Consider the following 22,479-nt stretch of genomic DNA (forward strand, 5'->3'; position numbering starts at 1 on the left):
ACATGCTTCAGTTCAGCGGGACCGTTCCGATGATCGACGTTGACGCGTATGCTGAATGGTTGGTCGACTGAGCGTTGCGCCGGTGCCCGTCGTGGAGAACTAGATGCGTCCCCTGCCAGAAAGATTGTACAAGAACCGGCGAAGCGCGTGTCCTTCGTCCGCGTCAGCACACTCCCCGTCTAACGCGACCACTGCGTGGCAGGCTTCGAGCGTGCCTACTTCATCGACTGTCAACAGGCTGAACGCACTCCGCCTTGACGGAGATCAAGCCCCCTGCGCTACCGCATAAATGAAGGGCTGGTTACGGCAAGCGCCGCCCGAAAGCGGCCGGGCCGATTTCCACCCGATGATGTCGATCGCGGATGTGGAAACGGATGTCGGCTTTTGGGAGTGCCAAGGAGACCGCAAAACGTCCGATATGAGGCGCAAAGCGGACGCGAGTCGTGTCGCATCACTCCATTAAATCTCACCCCGAGTGTGGGGAAAAGTGTGGGGTAAGGCCAAACGGTGCCGCGATATTCCCAAAGACATCAAGTCACTACCGCGAAATCTGAACTTCCTCCCGCTCAGCCGATCGCCTGCGAAGCAGTGAGTCGGAAATGTACTGTTAGCGGCGAATTCGCTTCCGCAAACTCGTCCGCATAATGGCCCGATACGAGCCGCGCTTTGCCATCCACCAACGGCAAGACCGGCAATTGTACGGCGGCATAGCGCCCGATCAGCGCATCGATCACGCGCAATTCGCCCGGATGCACCATGTCCTCGGCATCGTGCAGTTCGACCGCCGCCACGCGAATCTGCTCACGGTGCTCATCGCGCAGCAGCGTCGCCCATAGCGCGTTCAGGCAATCGGCCTTGGTCGTCGGTCCATCGTTCGGGCCGATCACCAACCGGATCCGGTCATCGTCCGCCGCGACTTCCGCGACGGCGGCGATGGTCGGAAGATCATTGGGATAGGTGCCGACATAGATGCGGTAGTCGGGATGGTCGAAGCGTGCGAGGCATGTCCGCAACATCGCGCCGATAACGCCCGCTTCGTCCCAGGCGGCGACGAACACCGCGATCCGACGCGGCACCCGCCGGGTGTAGCCCTCCAGCGTGGCGGGCAACCCGTCCGACCGCCGCCACAGCCGCGTCCCCATCCACGCAACATCGACCGCGACATCATCGAGGCCACCGACGAGAAAGCCAAGCGCGGCGAACAGCATCGTCTCGCGCGCGACCGCGTCCAGCGCGGCGATAATCCACTCTCCCCCCAAGAGCGTTCCTCCCCTCGACCGGCCCCCCGAGTCGATCTACACGGAGTGTCTAACAGCTGTGACGGCGTAGCAAGCTGTCATCACGCCGTCACCATTCGTCGCTGTACTAGCACGGTTCGTCGCTTTATAGCATGCAATAAGGTCTTGGGGAGGATTCGATGAAGCTCGCGTTCCGAGTCGCACTGCTCGCTTTGGCGCTGGCTCCGATCACCGCTTTTGGCGACTCCAGCCCGCAAGTCATCCTGGCCACCCCTGGCATTGGCGACGGCGCGATCGAACGCTTCACCGCGCGTTTCAGCCAGCCGATCGTGCCGCTGGGCGATCCGCGTGCGGCTTCGCCCTTCGACGTCACCTGCGCCGTTGGCGGGCAGGGGCGCTGGGTCGATCCGCAGACCTTCGTCTATGATTTTGCAAACGGCCTACCCGGCGGCACCGTCTGCAAGTTCAAGCTGCGCTCCGGGCTGAAGAGCGTGTCGGGCTATGCCGTGACCGGGCAACAGGAGTTTTCGGTCGACGCCGGCGGCCCGGTCGCGCGCGCCGTGCTGCCGAGCCAATATGATAGCGAGATTGAGGAAGATCAGGTCTTCCTGGTCGCCGCCAACCTGCCCGCCACCCCGGCCTCGGTTGCCGGCAACGCCTATTGCGCGGTCAAGGGCATTGGCGAGAAGATCCCGGTCGAAGTGCTCGCAGCCGATGTGCCCGGCAAGCTGTTGGGCGAAATGGGCACCGACAATTGGAACGTGCGCAACTTCCTGGAAAGCGCCGGGCTCCCCGCTGCGATTCCGCCCGCCGCTGAGCGTGCCAAGGCCTATGCCGGGGTGTCCGCATTGAAGTGCCGCCGTCCCTTGCCGCCGGGCACCGACATGGCGTTGGTGTGGGGCGCCAACATCGCCGGGGCCAGCGGCAAGACCGCAGGTGCCGACCAGCGCTTCGACTATACCGTGCGCAAGCCCTTCACCGCGCGCTTCGAATGCGGCCGTGTCAATGCGCAAGCTGGGTGCAATCCGGTCGAAAAGGCATGGGTACGCTTCTCCGCGCCGGTCGCGACCGATCTCGCCAAGCAAATCCGTATCCAGACCGCCGATGGCAAGCTGCTGACCCCGACGCTGTTCGATGATTCGTCCGAGGATTCGGGGCATGGCGACGCCAAGAGCAAGGCGACTGTCTCCTCGGTCGGCTTCAAGAGCCCGCTGCCCGAATCGCAGACCGCCAAGCTGCTGCTGCCAACAGGCGTGAAGGACGAGAGCGGGCGTGCGCTTTCCAATGCGGAACGCTTCCCGCTCGACGTGCGCTTCGATGCCGCGCCGCCGCTGGTGAAATTCGCCGCGCCCTTCGGCATTCTGGAATCCAAACAGGGCGGCGTGCTGCCGGTGACGGTGCGCAATGTCGAACCTGCGCTACAAGGCACCAACCTCAGCATCGCCGGGCAATCGCTGCGCATCGATGCCTCGGACGGCAAGATCGCCGAATGGCTGCGCACCGTCGGCCATGCCGATGACACGGCCAGCCATGAGGAAACGCGCGGCAAGGACAAGGTCCGCATCAACGACACCGGCGCGACCTCGATCCTCGGCAAGCAAGGCGCGTCGCTGAAGATCGGCCTGCCCGGCAAGGGCAAGGATTTCGAAGTGGTCGGCATGCCGCTCGGCGGCGGCAAGCCCGGTTTTTATGTCGTCGAACTGGCGAGCCCAGTGCTCGGCCAGGCGCTGCTCGGGCGCAAGGCCCCGCGCTATGTCGCCGCCGCCGCGCTCGTCACCAATATGAGCGTCCATTTCAAATGGGGCCGCGCCAAAAGCCTCGCCTGGGTGACCGCGCTCGACACCGGCAAACCCGTCGCCGGGGCCGAAGTGCGCGTGAGCGATAGCTGCACCGGCCAAGTGCTGGCGCGCGGCGTGACCGACAAGAGCGGCGGCGTCTATGCCCCGCCGGGCCTGCCCGAACCCGAAACCTGGGGCAGTTGCGAAGGCACCAGCAGCCATCCGCTGATGGTCTCAGCGCGCGCCGCCGACGATTTCAGCTTCACGCTGACGGCATGGGGCGAAGGCATCCGCCCCTATGATTTCGACTTGCCCTATGGCTATCAAGCGCGCGGCGAAATGCTGCACACCGTGTTCGACCGGATGCTCGTCCGCCAGGGCGAAACGATCCATATGAAGCACATCCTGCGTACATCGATCGCCGATGGCTTCGGCATGGCCCCGGCAGTGTCCGGCACGCTGCGGCTGCAGCATCGCGGGTCCGACACGCAGTTCGACTTGCCGCTGACGATCGACGCCAATGGCATTGGCGAAAATGAGTGGACCGCCCCCGCCGGCGCGCCGATGGGCGATTACGACCTGTCGGTGATCGTCGATGGTCGTCGAATCGAAACCACGCAATCGTTCAAGGTCGACGAATATAAATTGCCGACGATGCGCGCGAGCGTCACCGGCCCCAAGGACGCCGCGATCCGCCCCGCCAACCTGCTGCTCGATCTGTTCGTCGGCTATCTGTCGGGTGGCGGCGCATCGAACCTGCCGGTCGACATGCGCATCGGCTATTTCGCGCATGACACCAAGCCCGACGGCTATGAAAGCTACAGCTTCGGCGGCAAGGTGATCGCCGAGGGCACCAAACCGCTCAATGGCGATGGCGAAGAGGAGCAGACCGCGCTCCCGCCAACGCAGACGCTGCCGACCACGCTCGGTGGCGACGGGACCGGCAAACAGACCGTCGCCGTGCCGCAGACACTCGACGGCGTCACCGACATGCTGGTCGAAATGGATTATCAGGACGCCAATGGCGAAATGCTGACCGCGTCCAAACGCATCCCGATCTTCCCCAGCGCTGTGCAACTGGGCGTGAAAACCGATGGCTGGCTGATGAAGCAGGACGATTTGCGGCTGCGCTTCGTCGCGCTCGACACCAGTGGCAAGCCCATCGCCAACCAGGCGATTTCGGTCGCGCTCTATAGCCGCCAGATCCTGACTGCCAGGCGGCGGCTGATCGGCGGCTTCTATGCCTATGACAACCGCATGAAGACGACCAAGCTTGCGCAAAGCTGCACCGCGACGACCGATGCGCAGGGGCTGGCGACGTGCAAGATCGCGCCGGGCATTTCGGGCGAAGTCTATGCCGTCGCCACGACCAAGGACGCGAACGGCAATGAAGCGCGCGCCACGCAAAGCGTGTGGCTGGCGGGCAATGACGATTGGTGGTTCGGCGGCGACAATGGCGACCGCATGGACGTGGTGCCCGAACAGCAAGCCTATAAAGCAGGCGACACCGCCCGCTTCCAAGTGCGGATGCCGTTCCGCAAGGCGACCGCTTTGGTCACGGTCGAGCGCGAAGGCGTGCTGTCGAGCTTCGTCACCGAGCTCAGCGGCACCGATCCAGTGGTCGAGGTCAAGATGCCGGGCAGTTACGCGCCCGACGTGTTCGTGTCCGTGATGGTCGTGCGCGGCCGCACCGAAAGCGGCATCTGGACGTGGCTGCACGGCATCGCGCAATCCGTTGGGCTGGCGAGCAGCCCGCCGGAGGGACAGGAGCCGACCGCTTTGGTCGATCTCGCCAAGCCGAGCTATCGCCTCGGCATCGCCAAGGTGAAGGTCGGCTGGGAAGCGCATCAATTGCAAGTCGCGGTCAAGGCCGATCGCGCGCGCTATGCGGTGCGCGACGTGGCGCAAGTCGATGTCGCGGTGAAGACGCCCGACGGCAAGCCCGCGCGTACCGCCGATGTCGCCTTTGCGGCGGTCGACGAGGCGCTGCTGCAACTCGCCCCCAATGACAGCTGGGACGTGCTGACCGCGCTGATGGGCGAACGCCCGCTCTCGGTGCTGACCTCGACCGCGCAGACCCAAGTCGTCGGCAAGCGTCATTATGGCAAGAAAGCGGTCGAGGCCGGTGGCGGCGGTGGCGGCGATTCCTCCGGGCTCAACCGCGAGAATTTCCAGCCGGTGATCCTGTGGAAGGGCCGCGTCGCGCTCGACGAGAACGGCCATGCCCGCATTCCGGTGACGCTCAGCGACGCGCTGTCGTCGTTCAAGCTGGTCGCGATCGCCACCGATGGCGCGCAACTCTATGGCACCGGCATGACCAGCGTGCGCACCGCGCAGGATTTGTCGATCTATGCCGGGATTCCGCCGGTGGTGCGCACCGGCGATTTCTATGCGTCGAGCTTCACGCTGCGCAACGGCTCGGACAAGCCGATGACGGTGACGGCAACGGTCGACCTGACCCCGGCCATCGCGCAGGGCAAACCACTGACAGTCACGATCCCGGCAGGCGGCGCGGTGCCGGTTGCGTGGAATCTCACCGCGCCCGCCACTATCGATCGCTTGCGCTGGCATGTCAGCGCCAAGGCATCGAACGGCAAGGCGGTCGATCAGATCACCACCGATCAGGCGGTGGTGCCGCTCTATCCGGTCGAAGTCTGGGCGGGCACGCTGGCGCGCGTCGGCGCGGACACTACCATCCCGATCCAGCCGCCTGCGGGCGCGATCGCCGGGCGCGGCACGGTCGATATCCGGCTTGACGATACGCTGGCACCGCCGCTCGCCGGGGTACGCGAGTTCATGGCGCGCTATCCCTATGATTGCTTCGAACAGCGGCTGTCGCGCGCAGTGGCGCTCGGCGATGCCGGGCTGTGGCAAGCGCTGGCGGGCGATCTTCCCGCCTATCAGGCGGATGACGGCCTGCTGCGCTATTGGCCTTCGGGCAGCCTGAACGGCTCGGAAGCGCTGACCGCTTATGTGCTGGCGATGACCTCCGACGCGGGATTGCCGATCCCGGCGGGGCCGCGCGCGAAGATGATCGAGGGGCTGAAGGCCGTGCTCGACGGGCGCTTGCGGCATGAGGATTATGGCGATGTGCGCTGGCAGCGCGTCTATGCGTTCAACGCGCTCGCCCGCGCCGGCGCCGCGACGCCTGCAATGCTCGGCCAATTGAGCATGACGCCAAAGGAGATGCCGACCGCGTTGCTCGCCGATTATCTCGTGTCGCTCGATCATCTCCAGGGCCTTGCCAATGCCCCCGCGCTGAAGAGCGCCGCCGAGGCGGTGTTGCGCACGCGGCTGGTGTATGAAGGCACGCGGCTCGATCTCTCCGACAGCAGCAACCAGCCATGGTGGCTGATGTCGTCGGGCGATGAAGCGTCGATCAAGACCGTGATCGCCACGCTGGGACGGCCCGGCTGGCAGGACGAAGCCGCCAAGATGATGGTCGGCGTGGCGCTGCGCCAGTCGCATGGACGGTGGGACACCACCACCGCCAATGCCTGGGGCACGATAGCGGCGCGCAAGTTCGGCGCGCTCTATCCCGCCAGCGCGATCATCGGCACGACGACATTGGGGTTGGGCAACCAGACGATCAGCAAGAGCTGGCCGCTTGCCGCCACCGCACGCACCGCAAGCTTCGCGTTGCCGACAACCCAGACGCCGCTGAAACTCGCGCAGTCGGGTGGCGCGGGGCCGTGGGCCACCGTCTCGGTATCGGCAGCGGTGCCGCTGACCAGGCCGCTGTTCGCCGGTTATGAAATGCAGCGCCGTGTCGAGGTGGTGCAAGCGCGCACCAAGGGTGTTCTCACGCGCGGCGACGTGGTCAAGGTGACGATCACGGTCAAGGCCAGCGCCGAGCGCAACTGGGTGGTGATCAACGATCCGATCCCGGCGGGCGCAACCATCATCGGCGATCTGGGCGGGCAGTCGCAAATCCTCGCCGGGCAAGCGCAGGCGGGGCCTGGCACCAAGTTCGAGGCGCGCGATGCCGATGGCAAGCTGTGGGACATTCAGGTCGGCGTCGTCCCGGCCTATGTCGAGCGGCGCAACGATACCTGGCGGGCCTATTATGGCTGGGTGCCGCGCGGGGCCTTCAGTGCGTCGTACATGCTGCGGCTGAACGGGGCCGGGCGCTTCAACCTGCCGCCGAGCCGGGTCGAGGCGATGTATTCGCCCGCGATCCGTGCGCAACTGCCGCTCGATACGATGACGGTCGTGCAGCGATAGCCTTTGTTGAATCCACCCCGGCGCAGGCCGGGGCCCAGTATCGAGCCGTTGAATGATCGAGCGTGGCGCTCTCTTGCAGAAACTGTCGCGACTGGGCCCCGGCGTTCGCGGGGGTGGCGATAAGGTTTGGGCCGCGCTCAAGACTCGGGCGGGCGCGAGCATCGCGGGGGTGACGCTCCTTCTCCTCGCCTTCGTCGCGCTCGACTACGCAACCCTGCCCCCGCCGCTCCCCGCTTACGCCCAGGTCCGCGCCACATGGCACCCGTCCGAAGCGTGGCTCTATGATCGGAACGGCGTGCTGATCGACAGCGCACGCGTCGATTTCAAGGCGCGCCGCCTCGCCTGGACCCCGCTCGACCATGTCGCCCCGGTGGCGCGCACCACCATCGTCGGGGTCGAGGACCGACGCTTTTTCTCGCACGGCGGGGTGGACTGGCTGGCGCTCGCTGGCGTCGCGCGCGACAAGGCCAAGGGCGAGCGTGCGCGCGGGGCGAGCACGCTGTCGATGCAGGTCGCCGGTTTCCTCGCGCCCGATCTCGCCGCCCCCGGTCAGCGCCATTTCTGGGACAAGATCCGCCAGATGCGCGCCGCCTGGGCGCTCGAATCGCGTTGGTCGAAGGAGCAAATCCTCGAGGCCTATCTCAATCTGGCCGGGTTTCGCGGCGAAGCGCAGGGTATCGGTGCCGCCGCCCTCGGGCTGTTCGGCAAGACGCCCGACGCGCTCGCGCGCGATGACGCGCTGCTGCTGGCGGCGCTACTGCCCGATCCGCAGGCCGATGCCGGGACCGTCGCGCGGCGTGCCTGCGCCGTGTCGCACGAGCAGGACTGCGGCCGCTTTGCCGGGGAAGCGGCCTCGATGCTCGGGCCCGCGCGCAGTCTCGCGCTCGATCCGGGGCTCGCCCCGCATCTGTCGGACCGGTTGCTGACCAAACCCGGGCTGAAGGTGACCACCACGCTCGATCGCCGCATCCAGACGCTCGCCATCGTCGCGTTGAAGCGGCAGTTGCAGGGCCTTGGCGGCGCGCGCGCGCGCGATGGCGCGGTGGTGGTGATCGACAATGCCAGCGGCGACGTGCTGGCCTATGTCGGCGGCATCGGTGGGGCATCGACCGCGCCTGCGGTCGATGGCGCGAACAGCTATCGCCAGGCGGGATCGACGCTGAAGCCGTTTCTCTACGCCCAGGCGATCGAGAAGGGGTATCTGACCCCAGCCTCGATCCTCGATGATTCCCCCGTGCAGCTCGACACCGCGTCGGGCCTGTACGTGCCGCAAAATTACGATCGCGGTTTCAAGGGGCCGGTGTCGGCGCGTTCGGCGCTGGCGGGGTCGCTCAACGTGCCTGCCGTCCGCACCTTGCTGCTCGTCGGGGTCGATCCGTTTCGCGACCGGCTATGGGATACGGGCTATCGCGGGCTGGTCGAGGATGGCGCTTATTACGGCTATTCGCTTGCTTTGGGATCGGCCGAAGTCACCTTGCTCGAACAGGCTGATGCTTACCGCAGCCTTGCGCAAGGCGGGCGCTGGTCGCCGCTGCGACTGACCCTCGATGCGCCCCACACCGCGCCCCGCGCGGTCACCACCCAGCAAGCAGCATGGATCGTTGCCGACATGATGGCCGATGCCAATGCCCGCGCGGTTACCTTCGGGCTCGATTCGGCGCTGCATTTGCCCTTCTGGGCGGCGGTGAAGACGGGAACGAGCAAGGCGCTGCGCGACAATTGGTGCATCGGCTTCACGCAGAAATACACGGTCGCCGTGTGGGTCGGCAATTTGGAGGGGGATTCGATGCGCGCAGTGTCGGGCGTCAGCGGCGCGGCACCGGTGTGGCGCGACATCATGCTGTCTCTCAACGCCGAGGAGCGCGGTGCCCCGCCGCCGCGCCCGGCGGGCGTGGAAGCGCGCTCGATCACCTTTGCGGGCGCGATCGAACAGCCACGCACCGAATATTTCCTGGCCGGGACCGGGCAGAACCACATCGCCTTTGCCCCCGACGAATCGCGCCGCCCACGCATCACCAATCCGGTCTCAGGCAGCGTCTATGCGATCGACCCGGACATTCCGCATGACCGGCAACGGCTTGCGGTCGATGTCTCGGGGGCGGTGACCGCACACCGCTTGTGGCTCGACAAGACCGACATCGGGGCTGCCGATTCGCAGCCCGAGATCATTGCAGGCCCGGGCACGCACCGCCTGCGCCTGACCGATGTCGGCGGGCGCGTGGTCGACCAAGTGATGTTCACGATTCGCTGAAACACCGGCCGCGCCAAGGGGCGCGGCCGATGCGATACGGTTTAGCGATAAAAGCCGCGGATCACGTCGATGACATACCCGCGCCGCGTATCGACCAGGATCACGTCGTCATAATGGCGGATCCACTGCTGGCCATAAGCCGGGCGACGCAGGTGATAGCGCCACGGATCGGCGATGATGTAGCGCGGCCCATAATAAGGCGCGCCGATGCGCAGGCCGGGGCGGAAGGCGGTATAGCGGAACGGAGCTTCCCAGCGGCCGCGCGCATACCAATTCGGGTTGCGATCACGCCAGCCGCGCCAGTCATCGCGGCCCCACGCACGCTCCCGATCGCGTACGTCTTCCCGATACTCGTGGCGCGCGTCGCGAAGATCGCGCTGGTCGCGCCGGATGTCTTGCCGATCCCGGCGCAGCTCTTCGTTCGATTGGGCGCTGGCGGCAACGGGCACCAGGGTTGCGGCGAGCAACGCGGTGGCAATGAATTTGCGCATCATATCCTCCATATCTGGCTCGACCGGATCAAAAGGTCGAGCCATGCAAAGGAATTTGGCAAAGGCGCCCTGAACGCTTTACGAACGCCAGTGACAGCGATCTGTCAGGGTTGTCGCAAAAGCGTATCGCCGCCGTTACGGCGTATCGCGGCCACCGGTGTTGTTGTTGCCGCCCTGACCGCCGCCGATCGCGCCGACCGTGCCGATATTGCCGAACAGTTCGTCGAAGAAGCTGCGCTTCTTGCCCAAGGTCGGCGTGGTCTTGCCCGATGGGCTGATCGACGCGACCTGCTCGGCCCCCGAGCGCCGCACCGCTGACACGACACCGCGCGAATCGAAGCTGATGCGCAGCGTCACCTGATCGTGCACATGCGGATTGTTGTACGCGAAATTGCGGACATCGCGCGAAATATAATACCAGTCGCCCTGGTTGAACTCGCTGGTGAAGGTCGGCTTGCCGAGCACCGCGAGCACCGATTGACGATTATCGGTGCCCGCCTGGACCGAATTCACCAGATCGGAATCGATGACATAGCCCTGATGTCCCTTCAGCGGAACGCAGGCGCTGGCCCCGAACACACTGGTGGCGAGGGCGGCGGCCGTCATCAGGCGGACGGACTTGGGGCTCATCGACACTCTCCACAGGCACGCAAAGCTCCGAGACGCATTGCATCGCGGACAGGGAGCCTCAATATGCCGGGAAACGCGGCCAAACAAGGGCGCATGGGGAACAAGGTTTTGGGCTGGCTTACCAGATTGCTGGGCGGGGAGCGCGATACGGTCGCGCTGCGGCTGTATACTAGCGTGATCGAACGCGCCCGCGCGCCACATTGGTATGAGGCGGGCGGCGTGCCCGATACGCTCGACGGGCGCTTCGATATGGTGGCGGCGGTGCTGGCGCTGGTGCTGTTGCGGCTGGAGGGCGACGCCGGGTCCGCCGCCGTCAGCGCGCGCCTGACCGAGCGTTTCGTCACCGACATGGACGGGCAATTGCGCGAAAGCGGCATTGGCGACATTGGCGTTGGCAAGCATATCGGCAAGATGATGAGCATGCTCGGCGGGCGGCTGGGCGCGTATCGCGACGGGCTGGCGCTCGGGGATCTTGCGACGGCGCTGCAGCGCAACCTCTATCGCGGTATCGCCCCCACCCCAGCCGCGCTGGCGCATACCCAAGCCGCGCTGATCGCCTTTCGAGACGCGCTCGCGGCTACCCCCGCTGCTGCGGTGATTGCTGGAGACTTGCCATGACGGCCCCCGAATTTTCGCGCCTGGAGCGAATCGATACGATTGGCGAGGGTGCCCGCAGCGTCTCGATCACCGCCAATGCGGCCGAGCGTGGCGCGCTCGCCGAGCGTTTTGGTCTGCTCGCGGTCGATCGGCTGGAGGCCACCTTCCGCGTGCAGCGCGATGCGGCGGGCGTGGTGGCGCGCGGCGAAGTGCGCGCGGCGGTGGTGCAGGCGTGCTCGGTGACCGAGGAGCCGTTGCCCGTCACCGTCAGCGAAGACGTCGCCTTGCGCTTCGTCACCGAGCAGGAAGCCGCCGCCGAGGAGGAGATTGAACTCGACCTCGATGCGCTCGACACCATGCCTTATGATGGCGCGGCGATCGATCTGGGCGAAGCGGCGGCGGAGACGATGGCACTGGCGCTCGACCCGTTCCCGCGCGGGCCCAATGCGGCGGCGGCGCTGCGCGCGGCGGGGGTGATCAGCGAGGAAGAGGCCAAGCCAGCGGGAGCATTGGCCGGTTTGAAGGGGCTGCTGGCGAGGGATTAATCCTCTTCGGGCCCCAATGCCGGATCAAGATCGCGCGGACGCACGAAGCGCACCAGCCGCGCGCCGCCCGCCGCCAGATCGGCCCAGCTTCCTTCGAATGCGAGTTCGGCGATGGTCGCGGTCGGATATTTTGCCTCGAGCGCAACGCGCGCGGGCTCGTCCGAATTCGGCACCAGCAGCATCGCCAGATCCTCCAGCCCGGGATTGTGGCCGACCAGCAGGACCCGCGCGCTATCCTCGGAAAATTCGTGGACGATATCGAGCAGGGTCACCGCCGAGGCGAGGTAGATCCGCCGATCCCACTCGGGCGCAAGCGTCCGGCCATAGCCCGTTTCGACCTGCGCCAGCGTCTCCACCACACGGAGCGCGGGCGAGGCGATGATGTGATCGAACACCGCGCCACCACTGCGCAGATAGCCACCGATCAACGCGGCGGCGCGCTTGCCGCGCGCGTTGAGGGCGCGGTCGTAATCGCGGAGCGCAGGATCGTCCCACCCCGATTTGGCGTGGCGGAGCAACGTCAGCGTCTTGGTGCCGGCGGTCATGCGGATCTCCGTCAGGCGGTTTCGCGCGCCTCATGCCCCGTTTGCGCGGCGGAGGGAAGCGCTGCTGCACGCGCCACCGCTTCATCGAGCGTAACGCGGGTGATCGTCACGCCCGGCGGGAAGGCCGTCAGCAGTCGCGAGGGCATTGCTGCCGAGAGCAAGATGAACACGCCGTGATCGTCGGCGCGGCGAATCAAGCGTCCGAACGCCTGCGCCAGCCGTGCCCGCACGATGCGGTCATCATAGCCGCTGCCGCCGCCTGCCAGACGCCGCGCGGCGTGCAGCACGGTCGGCTTGGGCCAGGGCACCCCCTCCATCACCACCATCCGTAGCGACCGGCCCGGCACATCGACACCGTCCCGCAGCGCATCGGTGCCAAGCAACGAGGCCGCCGGATCATCCCGAAAAATATCGACCAATGTACCGGTATCGATCGGATCGACATGCTGGGCGTAGAGCGGCAATCCCTCGCGGGCGAGCCGGTCGGCGATGCGCGCATGGACGCCGCGCAACCGCCGGATCGCGGTGAACAGCCCGAGCATTCCGCCGCCGCTCGCCACGCCGAGCCGCGCATAAGCATTGGCGAGCGCGCCCATGTCGCCGCGCTTCACATCGGTGACGATCAGCACTTCGGCTTGGCTCGCATAATCGAACGGCGACGCCGCCTCGAACCGGCTTGCGCCGCGCAGCAGATGCGTCGCCCCGGTGCGCGCCTCGGCCACATCCCAATCGCCGCCGCCGCGCAACGTCGCCGAGGTTACCAGCACGCCATGCGCGGGTTTCAGCACGGTTTCGGCAAAGGGCCGCGTCGGATCGAGCCAGTGGCGGTGCAGCCCGACATCATAATCGCGCCCCTCGACGCGATCGACCGCCATCCAGTCGACGAAATCGGGCGAGGCGGGGCCGCCAATCCGCGCGAGCAGCGACAGCCACGCCGCCACCGTCTCGGCGCGCCAGCCAAGCGAGGCGATCGCCCCTTCGATGCGCGCGCGCGCCGGGCCATCCATCCAGTCGGGTGCTTCGTCGAGCACCGCCTCGAGTCGCCGCCCAAGCGCCACCAGCGGGCGCACCAACGCATCCAGCGCTTCCGCCGCCGGGCCAGCCGCCTCGATCAAGCCGGGATCGGGCTCGGCCAGCTCGGTCTCCAGGCCATAACCGGCATCGCCGCCCGGATCGCGCCCCGATTCGGCGCGGGCATAGGTGAGCCCGCGCACCGCCGCCAGCAGCGCCTCGATCGGCCCGAACGGCGCACCTTCGCCTAGGCGCTGCAACCAGCCATCGCTCGCCAGCGCCTGCGCCGCGTTCACTGCATCGGCGATCGCGCGCGCGCCGCCCTCGTCATAGCTCGCCACATCGGACAGCCGCGCCGCGAGCCCGCGCCGCCGCCCGCGCCCGCCCGATTCGGGGCCGAGCACCCAACGCCTGAGCTCGATCGTCTCGGCACCGGTCAGCGCGGTCGAGAACATCGCGTCGGCGGCATCGAACAGATGATGCCCCTCGTCGAACACATAGCGCGTCGGGCGCGTATTCGATTCGCGCCCGCGCGCGGCATTGACCATCACCAGCGCATGGTTGGCGATGACCAGATCGGCATCGGCACTCGCGCGCGCTGCCTTTTCGATGAAGCATTTGCGGTAATGCGGACAACCGGCATAGACGCACTCGCCGCGCCGGTCGGTGAGCGCGGTCGCGCCGTTGCGGCGGAACAGCGTGGGTAACCAGCCCGGCAGATCCCCGCCGACCATATCGCCGTCCGCGCTATAAGCGGCCCAGCGCGCGACCAGGTGCGCGAGGATCGCGGCCCGCCCGGCGAAACCGCCTTGCAGCGCATCCTCCAGGTTCAACAGGCACAGGTAATTCTCGCGGCCCTTGCGCGTCACCACCTTCGCCCGGCGGGTTGTCGCATCGGGAAAGAGCCGCGCGCTTTCATGCCCCAATTGCCGCTGCAGCGCCTTGGTGAAGGTCGACACCCACACCGCGCCATCGGCCTTCTCGGCCCAGAGCGAAGCGGGCGCGAGATAACCGAGCGTCTTGCCGATGCCGGTGCCGGCTTCGGCAAGCACCATATTGGGCATCCCCGCCGCCATGCGCGGCCCAAACGCCTCGCGCGCCGCCTGCGCATAAGCCCGCTGACCTGGCCGTTGCTCGGCGGTGCTGCCGGTCAAGCGGGCGAGCCGCGCCTGCGTTTCGTCCGCTTCCAGCGTGACGGTGCGCGGCTGCGCGCGCGGCGCGCCCTCCGACCATTCGCCGAGCTTGGTGAACAGCCAGCGTTCGGCCGTCTGGGGCTTTTTCAAACGCTGGGTCAGCACCGGTGCCCAGGTCCAGCGCAGCCGAAACAGCGACTGCGCCGCCGTCCACGCGCCCTCGCGTTCGGGCCACTCGCCCTCGATCATGCCGAGCAATGCCCCGGCGGCTGCGCGCAGGAAGGTCGCGACTTCCGCATCGGCCGCGGGCGGCGTCAGCCCGGTCACGCGCGCAAGCCCGCGCGGCGTCGGCACCATGAAGCGCGCCGGGCACAGAAAGGCGAACAGTTCGAGCAGATCGAGCCCCGACAGATCCGCATAGCCCAGCCGCTGCCCGACCAAGGCGGCATTGAGCAGGATCACCGGCGTATCGGCGGCAATCCGGATCGCCTCCCCCCGCCCGATCGGTCGCGTGCCGTCCTGATCCGAAATCCAGATACCGCTATGGCTGGCGTGCAGCGCCGGATAGGGCAGCGCAAGATCGGGGAGCGGCGACATCGCGCCGACAGTGCGCGAGCCGGAACGAAAGGGCAACCTTCAACCGCCCCTTGCGGCACATACCGCCCGATGGAGGTTGTGCCGCGCCGCACCCATGCGCTACGCCCCCGCTTATGACCGACGTTTTCCGCACCGCCGCCCTCGATTCCAAAGCCTGGCCGTATGAGGAAGCGCGCAAACTGCTGAAACGCTATCCCGAGGGCAAGCCGGGTGGCGCACCGATCATCTTCGAGACCGGCTATGGCCCGTCGGGTCTGCCGCATATCGGCACGTTCAACGAAGTGCTGCGCACGACGATGGTGCGTCACGCCTTCCAGACGCTGACCGATGCGCCGACGCGGTTGATCGAGTTCAGCGACGATATGGATGGCCTGCGCAAGGTCCCCGACAACGTGCCCAACCAGGCGATGCTGACCGAAAACCTCGGCAAGCCGCTCAGCCGCATTCCCGATCCGTTCGAGAAGTTCGAAAGCTTCGCCGCCCACAACAACGCCATGCTGCGCGACTTCCTCGATCGCTTCGGCTTCGAATACGAATTCATCTCCTCCGCCTCGCAATATGAAGCGGGCGTGTTTGACGATGCGCTGAAGGGCGTGCTGCGCCACTATCAGGCGATCATGGGCGTGATGCTGCCGACGCTGCGCAAGGAGCGCGCCGCGACCTATTCGCCGATCCTGCCGATCAGCCCCAAGACCGGGATCGTGCTGCAAGTCCCGGTCGAGGTCGTGAATGTCGAAGAGGGCACGATCCGCTTCACCGACAGCGATGGCGAAGTGCTGGTGCAATCGGTGCTGGGGGGGCAGGCCAAGCTGCAATGGAAGGTCGATTGGGCGATGCGCTGGGTCGCGCTTGGCGTCGATTATGAGATGTACGGCAAGGACCTGATCGACAGCGGCGTGCAGTCGGGCAAGATCGCGCGCGTGCTCGGCGGTCGCCCGCCCGAGGGGCTGATCTACGAGATGTTCCTCGACGAAAAGGGCGAGAAGATCTCCAAGTCCAAGGGCAATGGCCTGACGCTGGAGCAGTGGCTCGATTACGGCACGCAGGAAAGCCTGGCCTTCTTCGCCTATCGCGAGCCGAAAAAGGCCAAGCAGCTGCACATCGGCGTCATTCCGCGCGCGGTGGACGACTATTTCCAGTTCCGCGAAAGTTGGTGGAATCAGCCTGTCGAGCAAAAATTGGGAAATCCAGTCCATCACATTCACGCTGGGGATGTGCCTGCCGGACAACCGCCTGTGACCTTCGGTTTGCTTTTGAATTTGGTCGGTGTGCTTGGCCCGCATGCTACCCGACAGCAGGTACTAAATTACCTAGGAAAGTACTTTGGAGAATCTTTGGAAGAAGCCATTTCTAGAGATAGGCTCGTCGTTTCAAAGGGTATGTCTTACGTAGAAGACGAGTTAACAAGACTCGTTGATCATGCGCTCGCCTATAACCGCGATTACGTCGCGCCGACGCTCCAGCGCCGCAAGCCGGAGGGGATCGAGGTGGCCGCGCTCGAACGGCTCGATCGCGAGCTCGCCGCCGCGCCCGCCGATGCCTCGGCGGTCGATTTGCAGAACATCGTCTATGCGATCGGCAATGAAGGCGGGTTCGATCCGCTGCGGGCGTGGTTCGGGGCGCTGTACGAAACGCTGCTCGGCTCCGCCCAAGGCCCGCGCATGGGCAGCTTCATCGCGCTGTACGGCATCGACAACACCCGCACGCTGATCGCGGAAGCGCTGGCGGACTGAGGAGGACGCCGCCCATGCCCACCAAACCGCTGATCGGGCGCGAGACGCGGCTGTGCATGTCGCTATCGGCACGCCCGGGCAATTTCGGGACGCGCTTCCACAACCGGCTCTATGAGCTGCTCGGGCTCGATTTCGTCTACAAGGCGTTTTCGACGCGCGATCTGGAGGGCGCGGTGCGCGGCATTCGCGCGCTCGCCATTCGCGGGTGCGCGATCTCGATGCCGTTCAAGGAAGCGGTGATCCCGCTGCTCGACGGAATCGCCCCCTCCGCCGCCGCGATCGACAGCGTCAATACCATCGTCAACGATGAGGGCACGCTGACCGGGCACAATACCGATTATGCGGCGGTGGTGCGGCTGATCGCCGATATCGACCCCGCGACGCCGTTCGTGCTGCGCGGATCGGGCGGCATGGCCAAGGCGGTGGTCGCGGCACTCTGCAATAGCGGGTTTCGCGACGGCACGATCGTCGCGCGCAACGCCGAGCAGGGACAGGCGTTGGCGACGCGCTACGGCTTTCGCTGGCAGGCCGATCTTGGCGCGGCGGGTGCGCCGTTGCTGATCAACGTCACGCCGATCGGCATGGCGGGCGGCGACGCCGACGCGCTCGCCTTTCCCGAGGCGATGATCGCGGCGAGCCAAATCGTCATCGACGTGGTGCAATATCCGCCGGAAACACGGCTGCTGCGCGCCGCGCAAATGGCCGGCAAGCGGATCATCACCGGCACCGAAATCGCGACCTTGCAGGCGCTCGACCAGTTCGTGCTCTATACCGGCGTCACCCCCAGCGACGCCCAAGTCGCCGACGCCGCCGCCTTTGCCCGCGCGGCGGGGTAAAACCCCCGAACGGCTCCGGTTTCGGTTCCCCGCAGCGCCCCGTGCCGCTAGGCTGCGGCATGACCAATTCCAGCACATCGCGCCGCGTAGCGCGGAACATCCGTTCGGCGCTCCGCACCTTCCTCGCCCAGGAAGCGGCAGGCGGCATGGTGTTGATGGCGGCGGCGGCGTTCGCGCTGATCTTCGCCAATTCGGAGCTCGCGCACGCGTATTTCGCCTTCCTGCACCATGAGACGGGGCCGGTACTCGCTCCTGCCATCGGGCCGATGACAGTGCATTTGTGGATCAATGACGGCCTGATGGCGGTGTTCTTCCTGCTGGTTGGCCTCGAGATCAAACGCGAGCTGGTCGACGGGCAATTGGCGAGCCCCGCGCGGCGGCGCTTGCCGATCATCGCGGCGGGCGCGGGGATGGCGATGCCGGCCTTGGTGTTTCTCGCCATTACCGGCGGTGCCCCTGCGCTTAGCCCCGGCTGGGCGATTCCGGCGGCCACCGACATCGCCTTTGCGATTGGCGTGCTGGCGCTGCTCGGCAAGCGCGTCAGCCCGGCGCTGAAGCTGTTCCTCACCACCGTGGCGATCGTCGACGATTGCGGCGCGGTGGCGATCATCGCGCTTGTCTATAGCCACGGTATCGACTGGATCGCGCTGGCGGGCGCGGCGGGTACGGTGCTGATCCTGTTCACGCTCAACCGGCGCGGGGTGGTGGCCTTGTGGCCCTATCTGCTCGGCTTTGTCGGCCTGTGGTGGCTGGTGCTGCTGTCGGGCGTGCACGCCACCGTCGCGGGCGTGATCACCGCCGCGCTGATCCCGGTCGCCACCTCACCCGGCGCGCCCGATGCCGCGCATTCGCCGCTCCACCGGCTCGAACATGCGCTGTCGCCGTGGGTGGCGTTCGGCATCGTGCCGCTGTTCGCCTTTGCCAATGCGGGGGTGTCGCTGCTGGGCGTATCCGCCGCAACGCTGGGCGATCCGCTGGTGCTGGGCATTGCGGGAGGTCTGTTCCTCGGCAAGCAAGCCGGGATCGTCGGCGGTGTGGCCATCGCCGAGCGTCTCGGGATCGCCAAGCGCCCCAAGGGGATGCGCTGGATGCAGCTTTACGGAGTCGGCCTGCTCGCCGGAATCGGTTTCACGATGAGCCTGTTCATCGGCGGCCTGGCTTTTCCGGGCGACGCGCAGGTGCAGGATTCGGTCAAGATCGGCGTGCTCGGCGGATCGATCCTGTCGGCGATCGCAGGCTATATTGTGCTGCGCTACATCGCGCCACGCACGAAGGCCGCCTGATCCCTCCAAACGAAGACGGGCGCTCCGTGTGGAGCGCCCGTCTTTGTTTCGACATGCGGACAATCAGAGCTTTTCGGTCAGCTCCGGCACGATCTTGAACAGATCGCCTACCAGGCCGAGATCGGCGACCTGGAAGATCGGCGCATCTTCGTCCTTGTTGATGGCGATGATGGTCTTGCTGTCCTTCATCCCCGCCAGATGCTGGATCGCCCCCGAAATGCCGACCGCGACATAGACTTCCGGGGCGACGATCTTGCCGGTCTGGCCGACCTGATAATCGTTGGGCGCATAGCCCGCATCGACGGCAGCGCGGCTGGCGCCGACGCCCGCGCCGAGCTTGTCGGCAAGCGGATCGATCACGGCATGGAATTGCTCGCTCGACCCGAGCGCCCGCCCGCCGGAAACGATGATCTTGGCCGAGGTCAGCTCGGGCCGCTCCGACTTGGCGATTTCCGAACCGACATAGGTCGACACACCCGCATCGCCGGTCGAGGCAACCGCTTCGATCGTGCCCGTGCCGCCTTCGGTCGCGGCCTTTTCAAAGGCAGTGCCGCGCACCGAAATGACCTTCTTGGCATCGCGGGTTTGCACCGTGGCGATGGCGTTGCCGGCATAGATCGGGCGCGTGAAGGTATCTTCGCTCTCGACCGAGAGGATGTCCGAAATCTGCATCACGTCGAGCAAGGCGGCGACGCGCGGCGCAATGTTCTTGCCGTTGGTGGTAGCGGGCACGAGGAACGCGTCATGCGTTTCCATCAGCTTGGCGACCAAAGGCGCGACGTTTTCAGCCAGCGCATGGGCATAGGCCGCATCGTCCGCGACATGCACCTTGCCGACGCCCGCGATCTTCGCGGCGGCCTCGGCCACTGCGCCGACGCCCTGGCCGGCGACGAGCAGATGGACTTCACCCAGCTTGGCAGCGGCGGTGACGGTGGAGAGGGTGGCGTCCTTCACGGATGCGCCATCATGTTCGACCCAAACGAGCGTCTTCACTTTGCGACTCCCATTGCCTTGAGCTTGGCCACCAGTTCATCGACATCGGCGACCTTGATCCCCGCCGAACGCTTGGGCGGCTCCACCACCTTGAGCGTGGTCAGGCGCGGGCTGACATCGACGCCGTAATCGGCCGGGGTTTTCTGCGCGAGCGGCTTGGATTTGGCCTTCATGATGTTGGGAAGCGAGGCGTAACGCGGCTCGTTGAGGCGCAGATCGACCGTGATGATCGCGGGCAGCGGCAGCGATTCGGTCTCGGCACCACCATCGACTTCGCGCGTCACCACGACGGTGCCGGGCGACAGCTCGACCTTAGACGCGAAGGTCGCCTGGCCGCGACCGAGCAGCCCGGCGAGCATCTGGCCGGTCTGGTTGTTGTCGTCATCAATCGCCTGCTTGCCGAGGATGACGAGGTCGGGCTGTTCCTCCTCGACGATCTTGGCAAGCAATTTGGCGACGCCGAGCGGCTCGACCTTGTCTTCGGACACGATCAGGATCGCGCGGTCGGCGCCCATGGCGAGCGCGGTGCGCAGCGTTTCCTGCGCCTTCTGCTCGCCGATCGACACGACGACGATCTCGGTAACGCCCGCTTTTTCCTTCAGGCGGATCGCCTCTTCGACGGCGATTTCGTCGAACGGGTTCATGCTCATCTTGACGTTGGCGAGGTCGACCCCCGTCCCGTCCGCCTTCACGCGGGGCTTCACATTATAGTCAAGCACGCGCTTGACCGGGACCAGCACCTTCATTGCACGCTCTCCGAACGGTTCTTTACGTTTACGTCAATCCAATGCAGATGTGGCGATGTCGCGCGAAAAGATCAAGCAATCGATCACACCGATGTTGCATTGGCGCGCGCCGCGATGAATTCTCCAATGAGGGCCGGGAACTGCTCTCGGGGTGGAAACCCCTCAAATGCATGTGCAGCGCCAATCCGCGCCCAGGGCAGGGCTTCTGCGGTCACCGTCTCGATGAACGGCGCATCACTTGGGGGCGAGTCGAGCAACGTCGATCGGACATTTACGAAATCGTCCATGCCCTCGGGGCGTGTGAACACCCAGCTCAAGCAGGACGGGCAATAGAGGTGACGCTGCGGTCCCCGCAGCGCCCCCGCCACCGGCTCGCCCGCCAACACTTCGAAACGGTCGGCCGGGTAGAAGGCGCTGACCGAATAAGCGCTGGCAGTCATTCGCTGGCAGCCCCGGCAATGGCAGGCCATAGTGATCAGCGGGTCGCCAAACACCTTGAAACGGATTTCTCCGCATCGGCAGCCGCCATCGCTGGAGCCGCTATCGCTCACGCAGCCTTTTTCACCTCAGCGACGATCTTCTTGGCGGCATCGCCCAGATCGTTGGCAGGCACAATCGCCAGGCCGGAATTGGCCAGGATGTCCTTGCCCAACTGAACGTTGGTACCTTCGAGACGAACCACCAGCGGCACCGACAGGTTCACTTCCTTGGCCGCCGCGACGATCCCCTCGGCGATGATGTCGCAGCGCATGATGCCGCCGAAGATGTTGACCAGAATGCCCTTCACGTTCGGATCGCTGAGGATGATCTTGAACGCAGCCGTCACCTTCTCCTTATTGGCGCCGCCGCCAACGTCGAGGAAGTTGGCCGGGAACATGCCGTTGAGCTTGATGATGTCCATCGTCGCCATCGCGAGGCCTGCGCCGTTGACCATGCAGCCAATGTCGCCGTCGAGCTTGATATAGGCCAGGTCATACTTGGAGGCTTCGAGCTCAGCCGGATCTTCCTCGGTCTCGTCGCGCAGTTCGAGCAGATCCTTGTGGCGGAACATCGCATTGCCGTCGAAGCCGACCTTGGCGTCGAGCACAACGAGCTTGTTGTCGTCGGTGACGGCGAGCGGGTTGATTTCGATCTGCTCGGCATCGGTGCCGAGGAAGGCGTCATACAGCTTGGACGCGACGCTGGCGGCCTGCTTGGCGAGATCGCCCTTCAGTTCGAGCGCGGCGGCCACGGCGCGGCCATGATGCGGCTGGAAGCCGGTTGCGCAATCAATGTCGATCGCGTGGATCTTCTCGGGCGTCTCATGCGCGACGGTCTCGATGTCCATGCCGCCTTCGGTCGAGGCGACCATCGACACGCGACCGGTGGCGCGGTTGACGAGCAATGCCAGGTAGAATTCTTTGGCGATGTCGACACCGTCGGTGATGTACAGGCGGTTGACCTGCTTGCCATGTTCGCCGGTCTGCACGGTCACGAGCGTGTTGCCGAGCATGTCGGTTGCCGCAGCGCGCACCTCGTCGAGCGTCTTGGCGAGGCGGACACCGCCCTTGGCATCAGGCCCGAGTTCCTTGAACTTGCCCTTGCCGCGGCCACCGGCGTGAATCTGCGCCTTGACCACGTAGAGCGGCCCAGGAAGCTTGGCGGCGGCGGCGACAGCCTCTTCTACGGTCAGCGCAGCGAAACCCGCGGGCACCGGCACGCCGAATTTCGCGAGGACTTCCTTGGCCTGATATTCATGGATGTTCATGGGCTGCGTGCCTTTCGAAGATCGGGGATAGAGTGGCCTTAAGCACAGCCGCCCGCGCGAATCCACCCCGTAGGCACGCGCATCGCTCGCCATTGCGTGTG

General features: G+C 65.9%; 16 protein-coding genes. 7 read left to right on the forward strand and 9 right to left on the reverse strand.

Annotated features, from left to right (window positions below; genetic code table 11):
• Positions 1–566: 566 nt before the first annotated feature.
• Positions 567–1,259, reverse strand: a complete 693-nt coding sequence (locus ON00_RS11135) for a glycosyltransferase (RefSeq protein WP_010405820.1) — start codon at positions 1,257–1,259, stop codon at positions 567–569.
• 158 nt (positions 1,260–1,417) lie between these two features.
• Between ON00_RS11135 and ON00_RS11140 the strand changes: the two genes are divergently transcribed.
• Complete coding sequence (locus ON00_RS11140; protein WP_010405821.1) at positions 1,418–7,240, forward strand: alpha-2-macroglobulin family protein; 5,823 nt, start codon at positions 1,418–1,420, stop codon at positions 7,238–7,240.
• A 52-nt stretch (positions 7,241–7,292) separates the two neighbouring features.
• Positions 7,293–9,491: a penicillin-binding protein 1C gene (pbpC, locus tag ON00_RS11145; protein ID WP_010405822.1), complete on the forward strand. Its 2,199-nt coding sequence runs from the start codon at positions 7,293–7,295 to the stop codon at positions 9,489–9,491.
• Between the two features lie 41 nt (positions 9,492–9,532).
• Here the strand turns inward: pbpC and ON00_RS11150 are convergent, their stop codons facing one another.
• Positions 9,533–9,982 carry an RcnB family protein gene (locus tag ON00_RS11150; RefSeq protein WP_029622720.1) on the reverse strand — a complete coding sequence of 150 codons (450 nt, stop codon included), beginning with the start codon at positions 9,980–9,982 and terminating at the stop codon, positions 9,533–9,535.
• A gap of 135 nt (positions 9,983–10,117) precedes the next feature.
• Positions 10,118–10,612: an outer membrane protein assembly factor BamE gene (locus ON00_RS11155; RefSeq protein WP_010405826.1), complete on the reverse strand. Its 495-nt coding sequence runs from the start codon at positions 10,610–10,612 to the stop codon at positions 10,118–10,120.
• A 93-nt stretch (positions 10,613–10,705) separates the two neighbouring features.
• Between ON00_RS11155 and ON00_RS11160 the strand changes: the two genes are divergently transcribed.
• On the forward strand, positions 10,706–11,230 hold the full coding sequence (locus tag ON00_RS11160; protein ID WP_010405828.1) for a ubiquinol-cytochrome C chaperone family protein: 525 nt from the start codon (positions 10,706–10,708) through the stop codon (positions 11,228–11,230).
• On the forward strand, positions 11,227–11,754 hold the full coding sequence (locus ON00_RS11165) for a YceD family protein (protein WP_010405829.1): 528 nt from the start codon (positions 11,227–11,229) through the stop codon (positions 11,752–11,754). Before ON00_RS11160 ends, ON00_RS11165 begins: the two co-directional genes overlap by 4 nt.
• Here ON00_RS11165 and ON00_RS11170 read toward each other — a convergent pair.
• Positions 11,751–12,299: a SixA phosphatase family protein gene (locus tag ON00_RS11170; protein ID WP_010405832.1), complete on the reverse strand. Its 549-nt coding sequence runs from the start codon at positions 12,297–12,299 to the stop codon at positions 11,751–11,753. The two genes, ON00_RS11165 and ON00_RS11170, sit on opposite strands and share 4 nt — an antisense overlap.
• An 11-nt stretch (positions 12,300–12,310) precedes the next feature.
• Positions 12,311–15,040, reverse strand: a complete 2,730-nt coding sequence (locus ON00_RS11175; RefSeq protein WP_029622723.1) for an ATP-dependent DNA helicase — start codon at positions 15,038–15,040, stop codon at positions 12,311–12,313.
• 113 nt (positions 15,041–15,153) lie between these two features.
• Here ON00_RS11175 and ON00_RS11180 point away from each other — a divergent pair, with 113 nt between their 5' ends.
• From ON00_RS11180 to nhaA, 3 genes are read left to right on the forward strand one after another with little or no spacing between them, the layout of a single operon-like run.
• On the forward strand, positions 15,154–16,773 hold the full coding sequence (locus ON00_RS11180) for a lysine--tRNA ligase (protein WP_010405837.1): 1,620 nt from the start codon (positions 15,154–15,156) through the stop codon (positions 16,771–16,773).
• Positions 16,774–16,787: 14 nt separating this feature from the next.
• On the forward strand, positions 16,788–17,609 hold the full coding sequence (locus tag ON00_RS11185) for a shikimate 5-dehydrogenase (RefSeq protein ID WP_010405839.1): 822 nt from the start codon (positions 16,788–16,790) through the stop codon (positions 17,607–17,609).
• Between the two features lie 59 nt (positions 17,610–17,668).
• The gene (nhaA, locus tag ON00_RS11190; protein ID WP_010405841.1) at positions 17,669–18,892 is read left to right on the forward strand and encodes a Na+/H+ antiporter NhaA; all 1,224 of its coding nucleotides are present in this window, start codon (positions 17,669–17,671) and stop codon (positions 18,890–18,892) included.
• A gap of 63 nt (positions 18,893–18,955) precedes the next feature.
• Here the strand turns inward: nhaA and ON00_RS11195 are convergent, their stop codons facing one another.
• The 4 genes from ON00_RS11195 to sucC form a co-directional block, all read right to left on the reverse strand.
• Complete coding sequence (locus ON00_RS11195; protein WP_010405843.1) at positions 18,956–19,885, reverse strand: electron transfer flavoprotein subunit alpha/FixB family protein; 930 nt, start codon at positions 19,883–19,885, stop codon at positions 18,956–18,958.
• Positions 19,882–20,631: an electron transfer flavoprotein subunit beta/FixA family protein gene (locus ON00_RS11200; protein ID WP_010405844.1), complete on the reverse strand. Its 750-nt coding sequence runs from the start codon at positions 20,629–20,631 to the stop codon at positions 19,882–19,884. Before ON00_RS11200 ends, ON00_RS11195 begins: the two co-directional genes overlap by 4 nt.
• Before the next feature lie 83 nt (positions 20,632–20,714).
• Positions 20,715–21,182, reverse strand: a complete 468-nt coding sequence (locus ON00_RS11205; protein ID WP_010405845.1) for a GFA family protein — start codon at positions 21,180–21,182, stop codon at positions 20,715–20,717.
• Complete coding sequence (gene sucC / locus ON00_RS11210) at positions 21,179–22,378, reverse strand: ADP-forming succinate--CoA ligase subunit beta (RefSeq protein WP_010405847.1); 1,200 nt, start codon at positions 22,376–22,378, stop codon at positions 21,179–21,181. Before sucC ends, ON00_RS11205 begins: the two co-directional genes overlap by 4 nt.
• Positions 22,379–22,479 lie beyond the last annotated feature (101 nt).

This window comes from Sphingomonas echinoides ATCC 14820 (assembly GCF_000241465.1).
Taxonomy (GTDB): domain Bacteria; phylum Pseudomonadota; class Alphaproteobacteria; order Sphingomonadales; family Sphingomonadaceae; genus Sphingomonas; species Sphingomonas echinoides.

What these genes read in the sequence shown, in the direction of transcription:
- ON00_RS11165 (WP_010405829.1), top strand. Translation starts at nt 11,227, where the DNA reads ATGACGGCCCCCGAATTTTCGCGCCTGGAGCGAATCGATACGATTGGC.
- ON00_RS11185 (WP_010405839.1), top strand. Translation starts at nt 16,788, where the DNA reads ATGCCCACCAAACCGCTGATCGGGCGCGAGACGCGGCTGTGCATGTCG.
- pbpC (WP_010405822.1), top strand. Translation starts at nt 7,293, where the DNA reads ATGATCGAGCGTGGCGCTCTCTTGCAGAAACTGTCGCGACTGGGCCCC.
- ON00_RS11140 (WP_010405821.1), top strand. Translation starts at nt 1,418, where the DNA reads ATGAAGCTCGCGTTCCGAGTCGCACTGCTCGCTTTGGCGCTGGCTCCG.
- ON00_RS11200 (WP_010405844.1), bottom strand. Translation starts at nt 20,631, where the DNA reads ATGAAGGTGCTGGTCCCGGTCAAGCGCGTGCTTGACTATAATGTGAAG.
- ON00_RS11180 (WP_010405837.1), top strand. Translation starts at nt 15,154, where the DNA reads ATGACCGACGTTTTCCGCACCGCCGCCCTCGATTCCAAAGCCTGGCCG.
- sucC (WP_010405847.1), bottom strand. Translation starts at nt 22,378, where the DNA reads ATGAACATCCATGAATATCAGGCCAAGGAAGTCCTCGCGAAATTCGGC.
- ON00_RS11150 (WP_029622720.1), bottom strand. Translation starts at nt 9,982, where the DNA reads ATGCGCAAATTCATTGCCACCGCGTTGCTCGCCGCAACCCTGGTGCCC.
- nhaA (WP_010405841.1), top strand. Translation starts at nt 17,669, where the DNA reads ATGACCAATTCCAGCACATCGCGCCGCGTAGCGCGGAACATCCGTTCG.
- ON00_RS11170 (WP_010405832.1), bottom strand. Translation starts at nt 12,299, where the DNA reads ATGACCGCCGGCACCAAGACGCTGACGTTGCTCCGCCACGCCAAATCG.
- ON00_RS11155 (WP_010405826.1), bottom strand. Translation starts at nt 10,612, where the DNA reads ATGAGCCCCAAGTCCGTCCGCCTGATGACGGCCGCCGCCCTCGCCACC.
- ON00_RS11160 (WP_010405828.1), top strand. Translation starts at nt 10,706, where the DNA reads ATGGGGAACAAGGTTTTGGGCTGGCTTACCAGATTGCTGGGCGGGGAG.
- ON00_RS11175 (WP_029622723.1), bottom strand. Translation starts at nt 15,040, where the DNA reads ATGTCGCCGCTCCCCGATCTTGCGCTGCCCTATCCGGCGCTGCACGCC.